Source organism: Pseudomonas sp. 22085, from assembly GCF_052045815.1.
In the GTDB taxonomy this organism is placed as follows: Bacteria; Pseudomonadota; Gammaproteobacteria; order Pseudomonadales; family Pseudomonadaceae; genus Aquipseudomonas; species Aquipseudomonas glycinae.
Map to the genome: position 1 here is coordinate 262,618 of NZ_JBQEQA010000002.1, position 15,560 is coordinate 278,177.

The 15,560-nt window shown below is 60.1% G+C and carries 16 protein-coding genes and 1 tRNA gene; 10 read left to right on the forward strand and 7 right to left on the reverse strand.

Annotated features, from left to right (window positions below; all coding sequences use genetic code 11):
- Position 1 precedes the first annotated feature (1 nt).
- The 3 genes from ihfA to ACTJK7_RS03450 all read left to right on the forward strand — a co-directional run bounded on the left by ihfA (position 2) and on the right by ACTJK7_RS03450 (position 807).
- Entirely contained in the window at positions 2-304 is a 303-nt protein-coding gene (ihfA, locus tag ACTJK7_RS03440) for an integration host factor subunit alpha (RefSeq protein WP_002553164.1), read from the forward strand.
- Positions 285-641, forward strand: a complete 357-nt coding sequence (locus tag ACTJK7_RS03445) for a MerR family transcriptional regulator (RefSeq protein WP_003179985.1) — start codon at positions 285-287, stop codon at positions 639-641. The genes ihfA and ACTJK7_RS03445 overlap by 20 nt, the downstream gene beginning before the upstream one ends.
- An 89-nt stretch (positions 642-730) precedes the next feature.
- Positions 731-807: transfer RNA gene (locus ACTJK7_RS03450), tRNA-Pro, on the forward strand.
- An 88-nt stretch (positions 808-895) separates the two neighbouring features.
- On the opposite strand, the gene ACTJK7_RS03455 is transcribed toward ACTJK7_RS03450, so the two are convergent.
- Positions 896-1,153 (reverse strand): hypothetical protein, encoded by a 258-nt coding sequence (locus ACTJK7_RS03455; protein WP_108560764.1) that lies wholly within the window; start codon positions 1,151-1,153, stop codon positions 896-898.
- Between the two features lie 339 nt (positions 1,154-1,492).
- Positions 1,493-3,094 (reverse strand): RNA repair transcriptional activator RtcR, encoded by a 1,602-nt coding sequence (rtcR, locus tag ACTJK7_RS03460; RefSeq protein ID WP_108560768.1) that lies wholly within the window; start codon positions 3,092-3,094, stop codon positions 1,493-1,495.
- A gap of 205 nt (positions 3,095-3,299) precedes the next feature.
- Between rtcR and ACTJK7_RS03465 the strand changes: the two genes are divergently transcribed.
- The 5 genes from ACTJK7_RS03465 (at position 3,300) to ACTJK7_RS03485 (ending at position 8,584) form a co-directional block, all read left to right on the forward strand.
- Positions 3,300-4,847, forward strand: coding sequence for an RNA-binding protein (locus ACTJK7_RS03465; protein WP_440780280.1), 1,548 nt, complete (start codon positions 3,300-3,302; stop codon positions 4,845-4,847).
- A gap of 238 nt (positions 4,848-5,085) precedes the next feature.
- Positions 5,086-6,312 (forward strand): RtcB family protein, encoded by a 1,227-nt coding sequence (locus tag ACTJK7_RS03470; protein ID WP_108563658.1) that lies wholly within the window; start codon positions 5,086-5,088, stop codon positions 6,310-6,312.
- Positions 6,313-6,351: 39 nt separating this feature from the next.
- Positions 6,352-7,140: a nucleotidyltransferase domain-containing protein gene (locus tag ACTJK7_RS03475; RefSeq protein ID WP_108560774.1), complete on the forward strand. Its 789-nt coding sequence runs from the start codon at positions 6,352-6,354 to the stop codon at positions 7,138-7,140.
- Between the two features lie 8 nt (positions 7,141-7,148).
- Complete coding sequence (gene rtcA / locus ACTJK7_RS03480) at positions 7,149-8,180, forward strand: RNA 3'-terminal phosphate cyclase (protein WP_108560777.1); 1,032 nt, start codon at positions 7,149-7,151, stop codon at positions 8,178-8,180.
- A 74-nt stretch (positions 8,181-8,254) separates the two neighbouring features.
- The gene (locus ACTJK7_RS03485; RefSeq protein WP_064378879.1) at positions 8,255-8,584 is read left to right on the forward strand and encodes a hypothetical protein; all 330 of its coding nucleotides are present in this window, start codon (positions 8,255-8,257) and stop codon (positions 8,582-8,584) included.
- Between the two features lie 57 nt (positions 8,585-8,641).
- Here ACTJK7_RS03485 and ACTJK7_RS03490 read toward each other — a convergent pair whose 3' ends face one another.
- From ACTJK7_RS03490 to ACTJK7_RS03505, 4 genes are all read right to left on the reverse strand, one after another.
- Positions 8,642-9,055 (reverse strand): VOC family protein, encoded by a 414-nt coding sequence (locus tag ACTJK7_RS03490; protein ID WP_108560783.1) that lies wholly within the window; start codon positions 9,053-9,055, stop codon positions 8,642-8,644.
- A 160-nt stretch (positions 9,056-9,215) separates the two neighbouring features.
- Positions 9,216-10,160, reverse strand: coding sequence for an alpha/beta hydrolase (locus ACTJK7_RS03495; RefSeq protein WP_108560786.1), 945 nt, complete (start codon positions 10,158-10,160; stop codon positions 9,216-9,218).
- Positions 10,161-10,272: 112 nt separating this feature from the next.
- Positions 10,273-11,271 carry an NAD(P)H-quinone oxidoreductase gene (locus tag ACTJK7_RS03500; protein WP_108560789.1) on the reverse strand — a complete coding sequence of 333 codons (999 nt, stop codon included), beginning with the start codon at positions 11,269-11,271 and terminating at the stop codon, positions 10,273-10,275.
- Positions 11,272-11,334: 63 nt separating this feature from the next.
- The gene (locus ACTJK7_RS03505) at positions 11,335-12,555 is read right to left on the reverse strand and encodes a YbfB/YjiJ family MFS transporter (protein ID WP_440780281.1); all 1,221 of its coding nucleotides are present in this window, start codon (positions 12,553-12,555) and stop codon (positions 11,335-11,337) included.
- Positions 12,556-12,666: 111 nt separating this feature from the next.
- Between ACTJK7_RS03505 and ACTJK7_RS03510 the strand changes: the two genes are divergently transcribed.
- On the forward strand, positions 12,667-13,542 hold the full coding sequence (locus ACTJK7_RS03510) for a LysR family transcriptional regulator (RefSeq protein ID WP_108560795.1): 876 nt from the start codon (positions 12,667-12,669) through the stop codon (positions 13,540-13,542).
- Positions 13,543-13,606: 64 nt separating this feature from the next.
- On the opposite strand, the gene ACTJK7_RS03515 is transcribed toward ACTJK7_RS03510, so the two are convergent.
- A complete protein-coding gene (locus ACTJK7_RS03515) occupies positions 13,607-14,329 on the reverse strand; it encodes a pirin family protein (RefSeq protein ID WP_108560798.1) in 723 nt (240 codons plus the stop codon).
- A gap of 211 nt (positions 14,330-14,540) precedes the next feature.
- Here ACTJK7_RS03515 and ACTJK7_RS03520 point away from each other — a divergent pair, with 211 nt between their 5' ends.
- Positions 14,541-15,491 carry a GlxA family transcriptional regulator gene (locus ACTJK7_RS03520; protein WP_323151300.1) on the forward strand — a complete coding sequence of 317 codons (951 nt, stop codon included), beginning with the start codon at positions 14,541-14,543 and terminating at the stop codon, positions 15,489-15,491.
- Positions 15,492-15,560: the final 69 nt, after the last annotated feature.

Genomic DNA, 15,560 nt, shown 5'->3' on the forward strand with positions numbered 1-15,560 from the left:
TATGGGGGCTTTGACGAAAGCTGAGATGGCGGAACGTCTGTATGAAGAGCTGGGCCTGAACAAGCGGGAAGCCAAGGAGTTGGTGGAACTGTTTTTCGAGGAAATCAGGCACGCTCTTGAAGACAACGAGCAGGTCAAATTGTCGGGTTTCGGCAATTTCGACCTTCGGGACAAACGCCAGCGGCCTGGCCGCAACCCGAAAACGGGGGAAGAAATCCCGATCACGGCTCGCCGTGTGGTCACCTTTCGTCCAGGGCAGAAATTGAAGGCCCGAGTTGAGGCTTATGCTGGAACCAAGTCATAACGACGAACTACCCGTCATCCCGGGCAAACGCTACTTCACCATTGGTGAAGTCAGCGAGCTGTGTGCGGTAAAACCACACGTGCTGCGCTACTGGGAGCAGGAGTTTCCTCAGCTCAACCCCGTCAAACGCCGCGGAAACCGCCGGTATTATCAGCGCCAGGACGTGCTGATGATCCGGCAGATCCGTGCGCTCCTTTACGATCAGGGGTTCACCATCGGCGGTGCGCGTCTGCGACTGTCCGGCGATGAGGCCAAAGACGACACCACCCAATACAAGCAAATGATCCGCCAGATGATCGCCGAGCTCGAAGATGTTCTGGTGGTTCTCAAGAAATAATTTCCTGCTTTTAAATACTTCCAGTTTTCAAAAGCTTGCGATATATTCTTGAGCGTTCTTCGAGACGGAGAACGAGTTTCACGCCTAGTCGGGGCGTAGCGCAGTCCGGTAGCGCACTAGCATGGGGTGCTAGGGGTCGAGTGTTCGAATCACTCCGTCCCGACCATAATTCCTGAGTAAAATCAGACACTTGAGCCGATCAGCTAGATCGGCTTTTTTGTGCCTGCGCAAAACTACTGATGCAGCAATACCGTTCAAAGTTTCTTTTCTTTAACCCTATCATTCGATCCGCTGGATGTTTGCGCATCCTTCTCGGTCTCATGGGCCTCTGCGCCGGAGTTCGACCCCGAGGCTTCTTCACCCTTTTTATCGGCCTTGTCTTCCTTGGATTCGGTGCCTCCCTGATTGACCCCTGGAATGCCCGTAGGCGGAACGGTGCTTCCCGCCATCGCCAGCGGTGCGGTGGCAGATAAAAGACTTCCAAGCATGAGGGCTGCAATGGTTCTGTTCATCGTCGGGCTTCCGCGTCAGGTGGATAGGCGTTGGAAGTTCTGACTCGGGGTAAAGTGCCGGTCAACTGACGGGCGGGAACTCATAGCTATTCGTTCACGGACGCCCGCTATAGATGTGGTTCAGCAAGAACAGCTCGATGATCGCCACAAAGACGCAGGTCACGACAAATCCGCGGGTGAAGACTCTGCGAGGCTTTTGGCCGGACGTTTCGAAGCTGCACAGTGATAGCAGGTCTGAGAAAAATTCCAGTAAGCTCATCCGTGTCTGCCCTTCGCTCGATGTTTGTATTGCGGTGTGGCGCAGTTTATCTCAACGGCTTAGTTGATTGCGGCCGCGCTTCACTGCTCGCGCAACTTGCTCCAGTCAATGCCGAACCGACCAAGGTATTTTCTCAATCGGTCCGCATCATTGGGCTGCGCCTTGGCCTGTCGCGACACGCCGAACAGGCGTCTGCCGGCATCCGACAAGCTGTCTGCCTGTTTGCAAACCTCCAGTACCGCCTTCAATTGCAATCGATCGAACAGATCCAGCGTGTCGGCATCGCCCGGCAGGTCAGTCGTCGCACTGGCCGGTTGCGCCAGCCCCCACGCATACCGCAGCCGGTCAATTTCCTCTTCCACTTGCGCTTCATCGATTCGCCCGCTGTCGGCCAGCGTCGCCATGCGCGTGATCGAGGCCGAGAGTTCGCGGAAGTTGCCCAGCCACGCAGCTTCCCGTGAGCTGGCGAAACTCAGGTAGCGCCGTCGGGCTTCAAGATTGAAGCGCACCAGTTGGCCGTATTCGCGTGCGTGACGTTCAAGCTCGAAATCGATATTGGGTTCGATGTCTTCGCGGCGTCCGGCCAAGCCTGGCAGGTCGAACGTCCAGAGGTTGATCCGTGCGTAGAGATCTTCCCGGAACAGACCTTCGGCGACGCGACTGCGCAGGTCGCGGTGGGTGCCGGCGATGATCAGGAAGTCGCTGTCGACTTCCTTGTCCGAGCCCAGCGGGAAGAAGCGCTTCTCTTCGATGGCCTTGAGCAGCATAGCTTGTTCATCTGCCCCCAGTTCGCCGATCTCGTCGAGGAACAACATGCCGCCATTAGCCGCCCGCAGCAGGCCGTCGCGGGCGCCTTGTGCGCCGGTAAAGGCGCCTTTGACGTGGCCGAACAGCGCGGACATTGCTCCGTCGCCACGCAAGGTGGCGCAGTTGACTTCAACGAAACGCCCCTGCATTTGATGGCGACTGCGTTTGAGCTCATAGATGCGTCGGGCAAGAAAGGACTTGCCGGCGCCGGTCGGGCCGATCAGCAGCATCGGCGCTTTGGAGCGCACGGCCACGCGTTCGATCTGCTCGATGGAACGGTTGAACGCGGTGTTGCGAGTGGCGATGCCGGACTTGAGAAACTCCAGGCCTTCCAGACGTTTGTGGGTGAAGCGCGAGGCAATCCGGTCGTAGCGCGACAGATCAAGGTCGATCAGGGCGTGGGTGCCGGTGGCCGGCTCTTCATCGCTCTTGCGGCGGGCGGGGGAGGTCTGGATCAGGCGCGCAGGCAGGTAGCGCGCCTCGGTCAGCAAGAACCAGCAGATCTGCGCGACGTGGGTTCCTGTGGTGATGTGCACCAGATAGTCCTCACGCTCGGTATCGAAGGTGTATTCGGAGGTGAAGTCGTGGAGTGCGCCGTAGACCTCTTCGAAATCCCAGGGGTTGCGCAACGCCATCGGGTGCAGCCGTACCTCTGTGTCCGGCGATACCTGACGGATGTCCTCGCGAATGCGTTCGGCCAGGCTCGCGTCCCGGGCGTCCGTGCCGTGTATCAGTTCCAGTCGATGGATCAAGACATCCGGCTGCTGGCACAGGCCCACGCTAGGCCGCCAATGGTTCCAGCGGTTGGCGCCTTTGCCTACTCGATCGAGGGTGGCGCCTATGAAACCGATGGCGACAGTGCGCTTGCTGGACATTGATTATCCTGAAAGATAAGTAACGATAACCAATGATAGTGTTCGACGGCGTTATTTGTCGTGGCGAAAATTCAGAGATGCTCGGATTTAAAATAAAAACCTTTAAAATCAAATAGATAAAAATGATTAATGAACATTTTCAAAAGCTGGCACAGCGGCTGCAATACCTGTCACAACGAACAGGACAACACAGCGAGACGCCACGATGGCCAACTTCAACCTCTTCAACACGCAATCGAAAAACCTGCCGGCGTGCGACACCTTGAATGCTTCCGGGGCTGCGGCTTATGCCTACACGCCCAAGCATCAGCTGGCCCAGCTGGCAGTCACCGGTTGCCTGAATTCGACCTTTTACGCATCCGCTCAAAGTCAGTTGGATCAGGTGTTGAAACTGGTGGCAGAGCTGGACAGCCGCTTCGTGGCGAATGCCGCTCTTTATGCTCGCCAGAAGGGTCATATGAAAGACATGCCGGCCTTGTTGCTGGCGGCGCTGGCGGCTCAGCGCTCGGCGCTGGTGCCGGAGGTGTTCGGGCAGGTCGTGGACAGCGGCGAGATGCTGCGCAACTTCGTGCAGATCCTGCGCAGTGGCGCCACCGGTCGCCGCTCCCTCGGCTCCCAACCCAAGCGTCTGGTGCAGAACTGGCTGAACAGCGCGACCGAGCGACAGCTTTTGCAGGCATCGATCGGCAATCAGCCTTCGCTGGCAGATGTGCTGAAGATGGTTCACCCAAAACCGTCCGAGGCCTGGCGCGAAGCGTTTTTCGCCTGGGTGATCGGCAAATCGGTGGATGCACAGGCGTTGCCCGCACTGACTCGCGATTTGCTGGCCTTTCGCAGCGGTGCGAGTGATCAATTGCCTGAAGTGCCTTTTCAATTGCTCGGTAACGAAACATTGAGCAAGGAGCAATGGGCGGCTCAGGCACGAAATATGGGGTGGCAGGGCCTGCGCATCAACCTCAATACGCTGGCGCGCCACGGTGCTTTTGAAGTACCGGGTTGCACCGAATACGTGGCCGCGCGGTTGGCGGATCCTGAAGCCGTTGCGAAGGCGCGGGTGTATCCGTACCAGTTGCTGGCGGCGTACCGGATGGTCGGCGATGACGTGCCGGCGCTGATACGCGAGGCTTTGCAGGATGCGCTGGAGCTGTCATTGACCAATGTGCCGAAGCTGCAAGGTGCGGTGGTGGTTTGCCCGGATGTTTCCGGCTCGATGGGGAGCCCGCTGACCGGTTATCGTCAGGGCGCGACCACCGCGGTGCGCTGCATCGATGTGGCGGCGCTGATTACGGCGGCGGTGTTGCGTAAACAGACGACGGCGCGGGTGATGCCGTTCGAATGGAAGGTGGTGGATATCACCCTCAACCCGCGCGACAGTGTGATCAGCAATGCCGAAAAGCTTGCGGGCATTTTCGGCGGCGGAACCTGCTGCTCGGCGCCGTTGAAGAAGCTGGCGGACAGCAAGGCCAGGGTCGATACGCTGATCATGGTGTCGGACAACGAATCCTGGATCGATGCGCGACGCCAGGGCGCCAGCGAGACGATGCTGCAATGGGAACGGATAAAGCGGATCAACCCCCAGGCACGTCTGGTCTGCATTGACCTGCAACCGGGCTGGGCGACACCGGCGGCGGATCGTGACGACATCCTGAATGTCGGCGGTTTCAGTGACGCGGTGTTTGATGTGATCGAACAGTTCACTGCCGGCCGATATGGGCCGCAGCACTGGGTCGAAGCGATTGAACGCATGGGGTGAGGCGATGAGCCGCCCAAAGAATTGATTTGTCACGGGCACTGAATGCCGGTGGGACTACATCCAAGACGTCTCACCAAACCCTTGTCAGTGCGCGTGACGGCACGAATGCCGATGGCTGTACATCTGAGGCCGGCTAACCCCGGTGCGCGGCAACGCGCAACAGTCATCAACCTTTGTCGTGCCACCTTTTTAGAAGCTGCCGGCGACTGCCGGTGGGACTACCTGAAGAATCGAGATGATGAAAGAACACACTTACCAACTGCTGGAAGTCGCCAACGGCAAACCGATCAAGCTCTGGACCGAAGGCGTCCCGGTGGAAAGCGAAGCGCGCGAGCAGTTGATGAACACGGCGAAGATGCCCTTCATCTTCAAGCATCTGGCGGTTATGCCGGACGTCCATCTGGGCAAGGGCTCGACCATCGGCAGCGTGATTCCCACGGTCGGCGCGATCATCCCGGCTGCGGTCGGGGTGGACATCGGTTGCGGCATGATTGCCGCGCGAACCTCGCTGACGGCGGCCGATCTGCCGGACAACCTGCACGGGCTGCGCAGTGCCATCGAGCAAGCGGTGCCTCATGGCCGCAGTTCGACCCGCTCGCGCCGTGACAAAGGCGCCTGGGACGAGATTCCGCAACAGGCGGATCAGGCCTGGGCGGCGCTGAATCCACGGTTCAAGGCGATCACCGACAAGTACCCGAAACTGGCCAACACCAACAACCGCGGGCATCTCGGAACACTGGGCAGCGGTAATCATTTCATCGAAGTGTGCCTGGACGAGGCCAACCGGGTCTGGTTCATGTTGCACAGCGGCTCGCGCGGTGTCGGCAACGCCATCGGCAACCTGTTCATCCAGATGGCCCAGGCGGATATGCGGCAGCACATCGCCAATCTGCCGGATCGTGACCTGGCGTACTTCGAAGAAGGCAGTCGGCATTTCGACGATTACGTCGAAGCCGTGGGCTGGGCCCAGGATTTCGCCAAACAGAACCGTGCGCTGATGATGCAAGCGGTGATTCAGGCCACGCGGCAGATTATCCGCAAACCGTTTGAAGTGGCGCTGGAGGCAGTGAACTGCCACCACAACTACGTGCAGAAAGAGCGGCATTTCGGTGAGGACATTCTGGTCACCCGCAAAGGCGCGGTGTCAGCGAAGAAGGGCGAGTTGGGGATCATTCCCGGTTCGATGGGCGCCAAGAGTTTCATCGTGCGCGGTCTGGGCAACGAAGAATCGTTTTGCTCCTGCAGCCACGGTGCCGGCCGGACCATGAGCCGAACCAAGGCCAAAAACACCTTCACCGTCGAAGACCAGATCCGCGCCACCGCGCACGTTGAATGCCGCAAGGACGCTGCGGTGATCGATGAAATTCCGATGGCCTACAAGGACATCGACAAAGTCATGCACGCCCAGCGTGAGCTGGTTGAAGTGCTGCACACCCTGCGTCAGGTGGTGTGCGTCAAGGGATAACGCGTGCCGCAAGGCACGCCGGAACAAGGATTAAAGGACATGAAATTCGAAGAACGTCACCCGCTGTGCAACACCATGCGTGCCCGGGTACTGGAAGAACTGACGCGCATAGAGCGCGAACGCAATGTCACGGTGCTGTATGCCTGCGAATCGGGCAGCCGTGCCTGGGGCTTTGCCTCGCCGGACAGTGATTACGATGTGCGCTTCGTTTATGTGGAGAAACCGGAGTGGTTCGTCCAGGTCGATGCACCAAGTGATGTGATCGAGCGCCCGCTGGATGACGAGCTGGATGTCAGTGGTTGGGAGCTGCGCAAGACCCTCGGGCTGTTGCGCAAATCCAACCCGACCTTGCTCGAATGGCTCGACTCCCCGCTGGTTTATCGCAGCGAGACTGCAGCGGTTTCTCAGCTGCGGGCACTGGCCGAGGCGTTCTACAGCCCGCCAGCCGCGCGCAATCATTATCTGTCGATGGCGAAGAAGAACTTCCGTGGTTATCTGCAAGGCGAAAGCGTGCGGTTCAAAAAGTACTTTTACGTACTGCGGCCGCTGCTGTCGGTGCGCTGGATCGATCAGGGGCGAGGTCGGCCGCCGATGACGTTCAGCGATCTGCTGAGTACCGTCGATGACCGAGCCTTGCTCGATGAAGTTGATGAACTGCTCGCGCTCAAGCGCAATGCCGATGAGAGCGCATACGGTCCTCGTCGTCCGGCGCTGCATGCGTTCATCGAGGCGGAGCTTGAGCGTGCGGTGCCGACATTGCCCAGAACCCGGGAGGATTCGCGGCAGCTCGATCGATACCTGCGGGAAACCGTTGGCCTGTACGCCTAAGGAAAAAAATGAAACAGGACGTTATTGAACTGGACGGCGCGATCGGCGGTGGCCAGGTGTTGCGCAGTGCGCTGAGTCTGTCGATGGTGACGGGCCAGGCGTTTCGAATAGTGCGGATTCGGGCCCGGCGCAGTCGTCCCGGCCTGTTGCGCCAGCACCTGACCGCCGTGATGGCGGCGGCGCAGGTCTGCGGTGCGAAGGTCCAGGGGGCTGAACTGGGTTCGCAGACATTGAGCTTCGAGCCAGGGCCGATCCGTGGCGGCGATTATCGCTTTGCCATTGGCACCGCCGGCAGTTGCACCCTGGTGTTGCAAACCTTGCTGCCCGCCTTGTTACTGGCGCCGCAAGCCAGCCGCGTGCGGATCAGCGGCGGCACGCATAATCCGCTGGCGCCCCCGACCGATTTTCTCAGCCGCAGCTGGCTACCGTTGCTGCGACGCATGGGCGCGGAGGTTGAACTGACGTTGCTGCGCCACGGGTTTGTACCGGCGGGTGGCGGTGAAATCGACGTCAGGGTGCAACCATCGAAACTGTCAGCACTGCACTTGTGTGAGCGCGGCTTGCCGCTCTCGCGACAGGCGTTCGCGCTGACGGCCGGGCTGGCGCCAAGTGTCGGTGTACGCGAGCTCGACCGGGTGGCGCGTCGTTTGAACATGGCTTCAGCAGAATTGAACGCCGTCATCCTTGATCCGGCCTGTGGCCCGGGCAACGTGTTGCTGCTGGAATATGCGTTTGAACACGTCACGGAGGTTTTCAGCGCTTTCGGTCAGGCTTCACTGCGTTTGGAGAAGGTGGCGGACGCCGCTATCGATCAGGCAGCCGATTGGTTGCATAGCGGTGCAGCGGTGGCAGAGCATCTGGCCGACCAGTTGCTGTTGCCGATGGTGCTGGCCGGAGGTGGATCGTTTAGCACGCCCAGGATGACCGAGCATTTGCACAGCAATATCTCGGTAATCCAGCGTTTTGTCCCGATCGTCATCCAGTGCCGGGAAGAAGGCACAGACCGATTGAAGGTTGAAGTCTGCGCCCGGGAGCAATAGGCGGCAAACTGCTGGCCCCCGAGTGTTTCAAGTCCCGGCAAACTCGCCTTTTTTCAAAAGGTTAGGTGGGCTATATGCGGACGATTGTCATCACCGTAGCAACGCTTTCCCTCGCTCTGTTCGCGGTGGAGGCCCAGGCCAGGGAACTGAGCAAGAGCCATCGTTTCGCGTGTACCTGGGGTTCGGACATCGCCGCCGGCGCGCAACAATCGAAGTTGTCAGGAATTTCCCTGTATGGCGCGCGCAAACGCTTGCAGGCACGCAAGTTTCAGCAACCGTGGATGCGCATGACCGCCATGGGCATTACCGAGCAGACCTATGACAGCGCGTCGCGGCTCAAGCCGGCGGCTGTCAAGCAGACCTACTACGAGCAGTGCGTACGGCACGAGCTGGCCCAGCGTTGAACGCAAAAGCCCGACCTGAAGAGGTCGGGCTTTTTCATGTCCGCTGCAATGACAGCGTCACCTGTCAGTTTCGCAATTGACCATCCACGACACACCAAAACGATCCACCAGCATGCCAAAACGTGCGGCCCAAAAGGTGGCTTCCAATGGCATGTCGACGCGACCGTCCCTGGCCAGGGCGTTAAACACCCGTTCGGCCTCGGCGATGCTGTCGACATTCAGCGAAATCGAGCAACCGCTCATGCCCTGGGTCGGGCGGTCGGGTGTGGTATCCGAGGCCATCAACATCTGATCGCCGACTTTCAGGCAGGTGTGGATGATCAGGTTGTGGTGCTCTGTGGGCACATGTTCAGCGGCTGGCGTTTCGCCGAAGGTCATCATCGCTTCGAGCTTGCCTTGCAGGCATTGCTCGTAAAACGTGAAGGCCGCGCGGCAGTCGCCGTTGAAGATCAGGTACGGGTTGATTTTCATGGTGGTGCTCCCGAATAGGCAGTGGAACGCTGCGCGGCCGGGTGTGCCGAAGCAGCGTCATGGATGGACTCCATCCAGCAAAGCGTCAGATCGCCGGATTGCCAGCCGATGCTGCAAGAATTTCCTTTCGGGGTGACCGATGGTCTGCGGGGGAGGGACGTCAGGAATCGCGCGGATTCTTTTGCACCGCAGCACCCGCCACCCGTGCGGCAGGTCGGGTTTGCATCAGCGCATCGATCGCCTTGCGATAGTTCTGTCCGCCCAGCGCCATGCTGTTGTTGTGCGTGGCGCCGGGTACCAGCAACAGGCGTTTCGGCTGCCGGGCGGCGGCGAACAGTTGCTCGCTGAAGCGTGACGGCACGAATGCGTCGGCCAGTCCGTGCACCACCAGCAACGGCATGTGGATTTCGGCGATCTTGTCGATGGAATCGAATTTCTGCGACAGCAACCAGCGGACTGGAAGGGAGGTGTTGGCCACGGCTGCCGCAACATCCGCCAATGAAGTGAAGGTGGATTCGATAACCAGTCCGCGCACCGGCAGTGGGGTGTGGTTTCTGATGGCGTCGCGACCGAGTTCGGCAGCCAGATCGATGGCGACCGCGCCACCCAATGAATGCCCGTAGATCAGGCGTTTGTTCGGATCGGGTTGCAACAGCTGGAAGCGTTCCCAGGCTACCCGGGCATCTTCGTACACCGTGCTTTCCGACGGCAGATCGCCACGGCTCTGGCCGAAACCGCGATAGTCGATGGCCAATACCGAATAACCTGCCGCGCGCAATTGTTCGATACGAAACAGTTGCCCTGTCAGATTCCAGCGTACGCCATGCAAATAAAGAATGGCCGGTGCATCGGCGCGCTCTGCCGGCCACCACCATGCGTGAATGTTTTGCCCGGCCTTGAAGCTTTTCGGTTGCAGGTCGAGTTCCTGCACGCTGCCGGGCAAGCCGTGATACCAGCCGGCGGTGCCCGGTTCAATGCGAAACAGCAGCTTGCGCTCGGTGTGTTCCAGCACGGCACAACTCGCCGGCACGCCGACGATCAGGGCGGCCATGCAGGCGAACGCCAGACGGCGGCGTCGAAGTCGGGTCATGAAGGCAAGGAACATTAAACGTTTCACCAGGGCGTGGACAAAGAACGCTTTTTACCAGATGCCTGGACCCGCGCGTGACATTTTCGACCACCGCACGCCTGCAACGATTACAAAATGCTGCAACGACTCAGTCGATCTTCAGCACGATCTTGCCGATGTGGTCGCCCGCTTCCATGTGCGCATGGGCCTTGGCTGCGTCGGCGAGCGGGTAGACCTTGTCGATGATCGGCAGGCAGCGTCCGGCGGCCAGCACCGGCCAGACGTGTTCGCGCAATTGATCGGCGATGGCGGCCTTTTCCGCCGAGGTACGCGCGCGAAGCAGGGAACCGGTGACCACCGCACGCTTGCCGAGGATCGCCAGCAGGTCAATGTCATTGGCCCGCGCGCCACCGAGAAACCCGAGCATCACCAACCGCCCATCCATGCCCAATGCGCTGATGTTCCCGTTGAGGTAAGAGCCGCCCATGATATCGAGGATCACATTCACGCCCTGGCCGGCGGTTTTCTCGGCGATGACCGCCGCGAACTCCTGTTCTCGGTAGTTGATCGCGTCGCCGCCCAGATTGCGGATCGCTGCACATTTGTCGGCGCTGCCGGCGGTGGCGAAAGCTTCAATGCCAAACTCGCGGCACAGCATGAGCGCGGTGGTACCGATGCCGCTGGTGCCGCCGTGGATCAAGGCGCGCTGACCGCGGCTGGCGCCGCCGAGGCCGAACAGGTTGGCCCACACCGTGAAAAAGGTTTCAGGAATAGCCGCAGCCTGAATCCAGTCCAGCCCTTCGGGAATCGACAGGGCCTGGCCCGCCGGAACCGCGCAATATTCGGCGTAACCGCCGCCATTGGTCAGCGCACACACCCGGTCACCCACCGCGAATGTGCTGACACCGCTGCCAATCGCCACCACCTCGCCGGCCACTTCAAGGCCCGGAATCGGGTTCATGCCGGGCTTCATCGGGTATTTGCCGGCGCGTTGCAGGGCGTCCGGGCGATTGACGCCGGCGGCGTGCACGCGGATCAGAACTTCGCCTTCTGCGGCAACCGGCAGCGGCACGCGTCGGGATTGCAGAACCTCGGGCCCACCCGGTTCGGTGATTTCGATTCGGGTCATTTCAGTGGGCAACGTCATTTTCGATTCCTCTTGAAAAAGTGATCAGTAGATGGGAACGCAGTCAGGGCGCAATGATTCCCGTCATTCGGCGCAGCAGCGTTGTTCGACGGAGGAGGGCAGCAATTTCATGGCGTACTCAAGTATCAGAGCGATCAAGATGGCACCGCCGGCTATCACGAAGAGCAACACATGCTGTCCGCCCGTGGCGTTGAACAGCGCCGAATAGGCGAACCCGGCCAGCGCCTGAAACGTGGCGAACGACACTGTGGCCCGGCTCCACGCCACCTGTTGGCGATGGTGATCCGGCACCAGCTCATGCACCCGAGCCAATGCCAGCGGCACAATGCCCGGTGGAAATGAACCAAGGACCACCGCCAGCAGCGCCAACGCCAGGAACGAATGCGAAACCGCCAGCAAACCCAGGGTGATCGCCTGCACCGCCAGCACCAGACGAATGCCGGTCCGCGCGCCGAGATGATCAGCGAGAAAGCCATAACTCACCGGGCCGACGATGGCGCCCAGACCGTACATGACCCAGATCAGCGCGCCGACGTGCGCCCCGGCACCCAAGCCACGGGCGACGTAATCCACCAGAAAGACCATGGCCGGTACCAGCCCGGCAGCCATGAATGCATACTGGGCAAACAGCAGATAAACAGCAGGCGGTGTTGGTTCTGCCGGTTCCACCTCAGCCATTGCGGTGGTTGCATGGGGCAGCTCCGAGGGCCAGCCGAACCAGCTCAATGCCGTCAGCGCGAGCGACAGAGCGCCCAAGCCCAGCCAGGTCGCTTGCAGACCCAGACCCAACAGCAACGGAACAATCGTCCCCGAGCCGGCGATGCCCACACCGATGCCGAGGAAAATCGCGCCACTGGCCAGACCTTTGCGTGCGGCGGGTACATGGGGCAGTACGGTCGCGGCCACCAGCACCATGATCGCGCCGCCCGCGATTCCCGACAGCAGGCGCCAGCCGAAATACCAGCTCACCGATACCGGGTACGCACAGGCGAAAAACGCCACGGTCACCGCCAGCATCATCAGGCGCAGAGCGTTTCTCTGGGTAAGCCGACGTGCCAGCGGTCGGCCAAGGAGAGCGCCGATCAGGTAACCGACCAGGTTGGCCGCGCCGAGATAGACCACATCATGGGCGGAAAACCACTGCGCCTGAATCAGCGAAGGGATCAGCGGTGTGTAGGCGAAACGCGCCAGACCGATGCTGACCAGGCTGGCGCAGAGTCCGGCGAAGATCGCCAGCCAGACACTTGTGTCCGGACGTTCGGGCGAAGCAATTGAAGTGTGCATCACGGCAATCCTTTGAAAGGTTTATGGCGCCCAGCATATCGGCTATCGTTGCTGCGTTAATGCAGCGAGTTTGCGTGGTTGTGATGCGTTTATGCATCAATGGAGAACGGTATGAACTGGGATGACGCACGGGTATTTCTTGCGGTCTGTCGCGAGTCGACGTTGCGCGGGGCCGCGCGTGTACTGGGCGTGGATCAGGCGACAGTCGGGCGCCGCATCACGGCACTGGAAAAGTCGCTGGGCGCGACCTTGTTCCTGCGCACCTCCGAGGGCTATGCACTGACGGCAGTCGGCGAAGCGGCGCTCAAGTCGGTGGAAAAAATGGAGCATTCGGCGCTGGAACTGGAGCGGCGTATCCAGGGCCTGGACGATCGCCTGACCGGCAGCGTGCGGGTCAGCACCACCGATTCGCTGGCCATCGACTTTCTGATCCCGGCGATGGCGCAGTTGCACGAACAGCATCCGGACGTGCGCGTGCAACTGGACGCCTCCACACAGATCCTCAGCCTGGCCAAACGCGAAGCGGACATCGCCGTGCGCAATACCCGTCCGGACAATCCGGACTTGATCGCCCGGCGCATCGCACGTTGGCCGGTGGGGCTGTTTGCCTCGCAGACCTATGTCGACAGCCATGGCGTACCGGCACCGGGCAGTGCGTTCGAGGGCCACGATCTGGTGGTCTACGAGCCGTATCTGCAGGGCAACAAGGATCTGACCCTGGTGTCCGAGCCCATGACTCGCGGGCGGATCGTCGCCGGTCTGAGTTCCAGTCTGTTGGTGCGGCGCTCGATTGCCGCCGGTCTGGGTGTAGGAGAAATCCCGGTCTACATGGGCGAGCGTGATGGTCTGGTCAGGCTGTGGCCGGAACGTACGCGGCCGTTACCTTATGAAGTGTGGCTGGTGACCCATGCGGATTTACGCCACACCGCGCGGGTCAGGGCGGTGATCGAACACATTGTCGAAGCGTTTGTGCTGGAAAACGAGTAGTTGTTCTGCCAATAAAAAACGGCCTTCAGTGAAGGCCGTTTTTGTGGGCGCCGAAACCTGCGCCTCATGGCATTTCCGGCAATTCCTGCGGGCGCAGATCAAACACCAGGACTTCGGCATCCTGGCCATTGCTCAGGGTCAGTGCCTGTTCTTCACGAACCCGAACGCCGTCGCCTTCCTTCAACTGCATGCCGTTCAATTCCACGCTGCCGCGAGCAACGTGCACATAGGCGTAGCGGTTGGCAGGCAGCTTGAGGGTGGCGCTTTCCTGGTCATCGAACAGCCCGGCATACACCCGTGCATCCTGCCGTACTTTCAGCGAGCCGTGACTGCCTTCGGGCGAAATGATCAGTTGCAGGCGACCGCGTTTTTTCTGTTCGCTGAAGTGCTCTTGCTGGTAGCGCGGTTTCGCGCCGCTGACGTCCGGCACGATCCAGATCTGCAGAAAGTGCACCGGCTTGGTTGCCGAATGGTTGAACTCGCTGTGGGCCACGCCGCTGCCGGCGCTCATCAGTTGCACATCGCCGGGGCGGATCACCGAACCGGTGCCGAGGGTGTCCTTGTGTTCCAGCGCACCTTCGAGCACATAAGAAAAAATCTCCATGTCACGGTGTGGGTGCTGGCCGAAGCCTTTGCCAGCGGCGACGCGGTCATCGTTGATGACCAACAGGTCGGAGAAACCCTGTTCACGCGGGTCACGGTAGCTGGCGAAGGAAAAGGTGTGGAACGACTTCAACCAGCCATGATTGGCCAGACCACGGTCGGAAGCTTTGCGAAGGGTCAGCATGATGAAATCTCCTTTCAGGACGTTGATTCGTCCGAGTGAGGAGAAGGTTACTGGTTACCCTGCGATGCAATAAGTAGATGAAAATTGAAATACTGTCCCTTTATGGTTGACAGTTGTGTGGGCTGGATCACGCATTCTTTTCCAACGATTTCGCCTGTTCCGGCCATAATGCGCGAACTTATGACTTTGCATGGATTTTGGTGATACCCCCATGAAGACCGTGGCCATGGTGCTGTTTCCCGATTTTCTGCTGCTCGACATGGCCGGGCCGCTGGAAGTGTTTTCGGTTGCCAACCGCTACCTGAAACCGCAATCCCACTATCACCTGACCACCCTGGGCACCGAGCGCGGGCCGTTACGTGCGTCCAATGGCGTGCTCGTGCACACCGATCGGCACATCGACGAAGCCGATGAGCGCTACGACTTGCTGCTGGTGCCGGGCGGCCCCGGCGCCTACAACGAAAAACACCCGCCGTTGCTCGCCTGGCTGCAAGGTGCGGTCACGCGCGTCGGGCAATATGGCTCGATCTGTACCGGCGCCTTCGTGCTGGGCCATGCCGGACTGCTCGACGGCTATCGTGTGACCACTCACTGGAATTACACTGAACGCTTGATCAAGGGCTTTCCGAAGGCAAACGTCGCGACCGACCAGATTTTTATTGAAGATCGCAACCTGATCACCTCCGGAGGTGTCACCGCCGGGATCGATATGGCGCTGGCGGTGGTCGCTCGCGATCATGGCAAAAAGATTGCCCAGGACGTGGCCAAGGTGCTGCTGGTCGTCATGAAACGTCAGGGCGGGCAAGCGCAGTTCAGCCCGTTGATGGCGGCAGTGGCGCCCCAGGAAACCCCGATCACCCGGGTGCAGAACCATGTGCTGGAGCACCTTGAAGAAGCTTTTACCGTCGAGCGCATGGCAAGTCTTGCCAACATGAGTGCGCGGCACTTCGCCCGGGTGTTTGCCCGTGAGGTCAACATGACACCCATGGAATTCCTGCAAAGTGCGCGCATCGATTGCGCGCGCAATCTGCTGGAAACCAGCGATCTGCCGTTGAAAACCGTGGCCTACAAAAGCGGTTTCGGCAGCGTGCGGCACATGCGTTTTCTGTTCGGCGAAAAGCTCGGGCTGACCCCGACGCAGTATCGCGAACAGTTCAGCTAGAGCGGTTCTGTCCGTTACGGGCATCCGGATGTCCGTGCTGGACCCCGCGTGGTGGTTGTACCGTCATCG

Bases quoted from the DNA above. Each gene is read 5' to 3' on its own strand.
- ihfA (WP_002553164.1), top strand. From the start codon at position 2: ATGGGGGCTTTGACGAAAGCTGAGATGGCGGAACGTCTGTATGAAGAG.
- ACTJK7_RS03445 (WP_003179985.1), top strand. From the start codon at position 285: ATGCTGGAACCAAGTCATAACGACGAACTACCCGTCATCCCGGGCAAA.
- ACTJK7_RS03455 (WP_108560764.1), bottom strand. From the start codon at position 1,153: ATGAACAGAACCATTGCAGCCCTCATGCTTGGAAGTCTTTTATCTGCC.
- rtcR (WP_108560768.1), bottom strand. From the start codon at position 3,094: ATGTCCAGCAAGCGCACTGTCGCCATCGGTTTCATAGGCGCCACCCTC.
- ACTJK7_RS03465 (WP_440780280.1), top strand. From the start codon at position 3,300: ATGGCCAACTTCAACCTCTTCAACACGCAATCGAAAAACCTGCCGGCG.
- ACTJK7_RS03470 (WP_108563658.1), top strand. From the start codon at position 5,086: ATGAAAGAACACACTTACCAACTGCTGGAAGTCGCCAACGGCAAACCG.
- ACTJK7_RS03475 (WP_108560774.1), top strand. From the start codon at position 6,352: ATGAAATTCGAAGAACGTCACCCGCTGTGCAACACCATGCGTGCCCGG.
- rtcA (WP_108560777.1), top strand. From the start codon at position 7,149: ATGAAACAGGACGTTATTGAACTGGACGGCGCGATCGGCGGTGGCCAG.
- ACTJK7_RS03485 (WP_064378879.1), top strand. From the start codon at position 8,255: ATGCGGACGATTGTCATCACCGTAGCAACGCTTTCCCTCGCTCTGTTC.
- ACTJK7_RS03490 (WP_108560783.1), bottom strand. From the start codon at position 9,055: ATGAAAATCAACCCGTACCTGATCTTCAACGGCGACTGCCGCGCGGCC.
- ACTJK7_RS03495 (WP_108560786.1), bottom strand. From the start codon at position 10,160: ATGTTCCTTGCCTTCATGACCCGACTTCGACGCCGCCGTCTGGCGTTC.
- ACTJK7_RS03500 (WP_108560789.1), bottom strand. From the start codon at position 11,271: ATGACGTTGCCCACTGAAATGACCCGAATCGAAATCACCGAACCGGGT.
- ACTJK7_RS03505 (WP_440780281.1), bottom strand. From the start codon at position 12,555: ATGCACACTTCAATTGCTTCGCCCGAACGTCCGGACACAAGTGTCTGG.
- ACTJK7_RS03510 (WP_108560795.1), top strand. From the start codon at position 12,667: ATGAACTGGGATGACGCACGGGTATTTCTTGCGGTCTGTCGCGAGTCG.
- ACTJK7_RS03515 (WP_108560798.1), bottom strand. From the start codon at position 14,329: ATGCTGACCCTTCGCAAAGCTTCCGACCGTGGTCTGGCCAATCATGGC.
- ACTJK7_RS03520 (WP_323151300.1), top strand. From the start codon at position 14,541: ATGAAGACCGTGGCCATGGTGCTGTTTCCCGATTTTCTGCTGCTCGAC.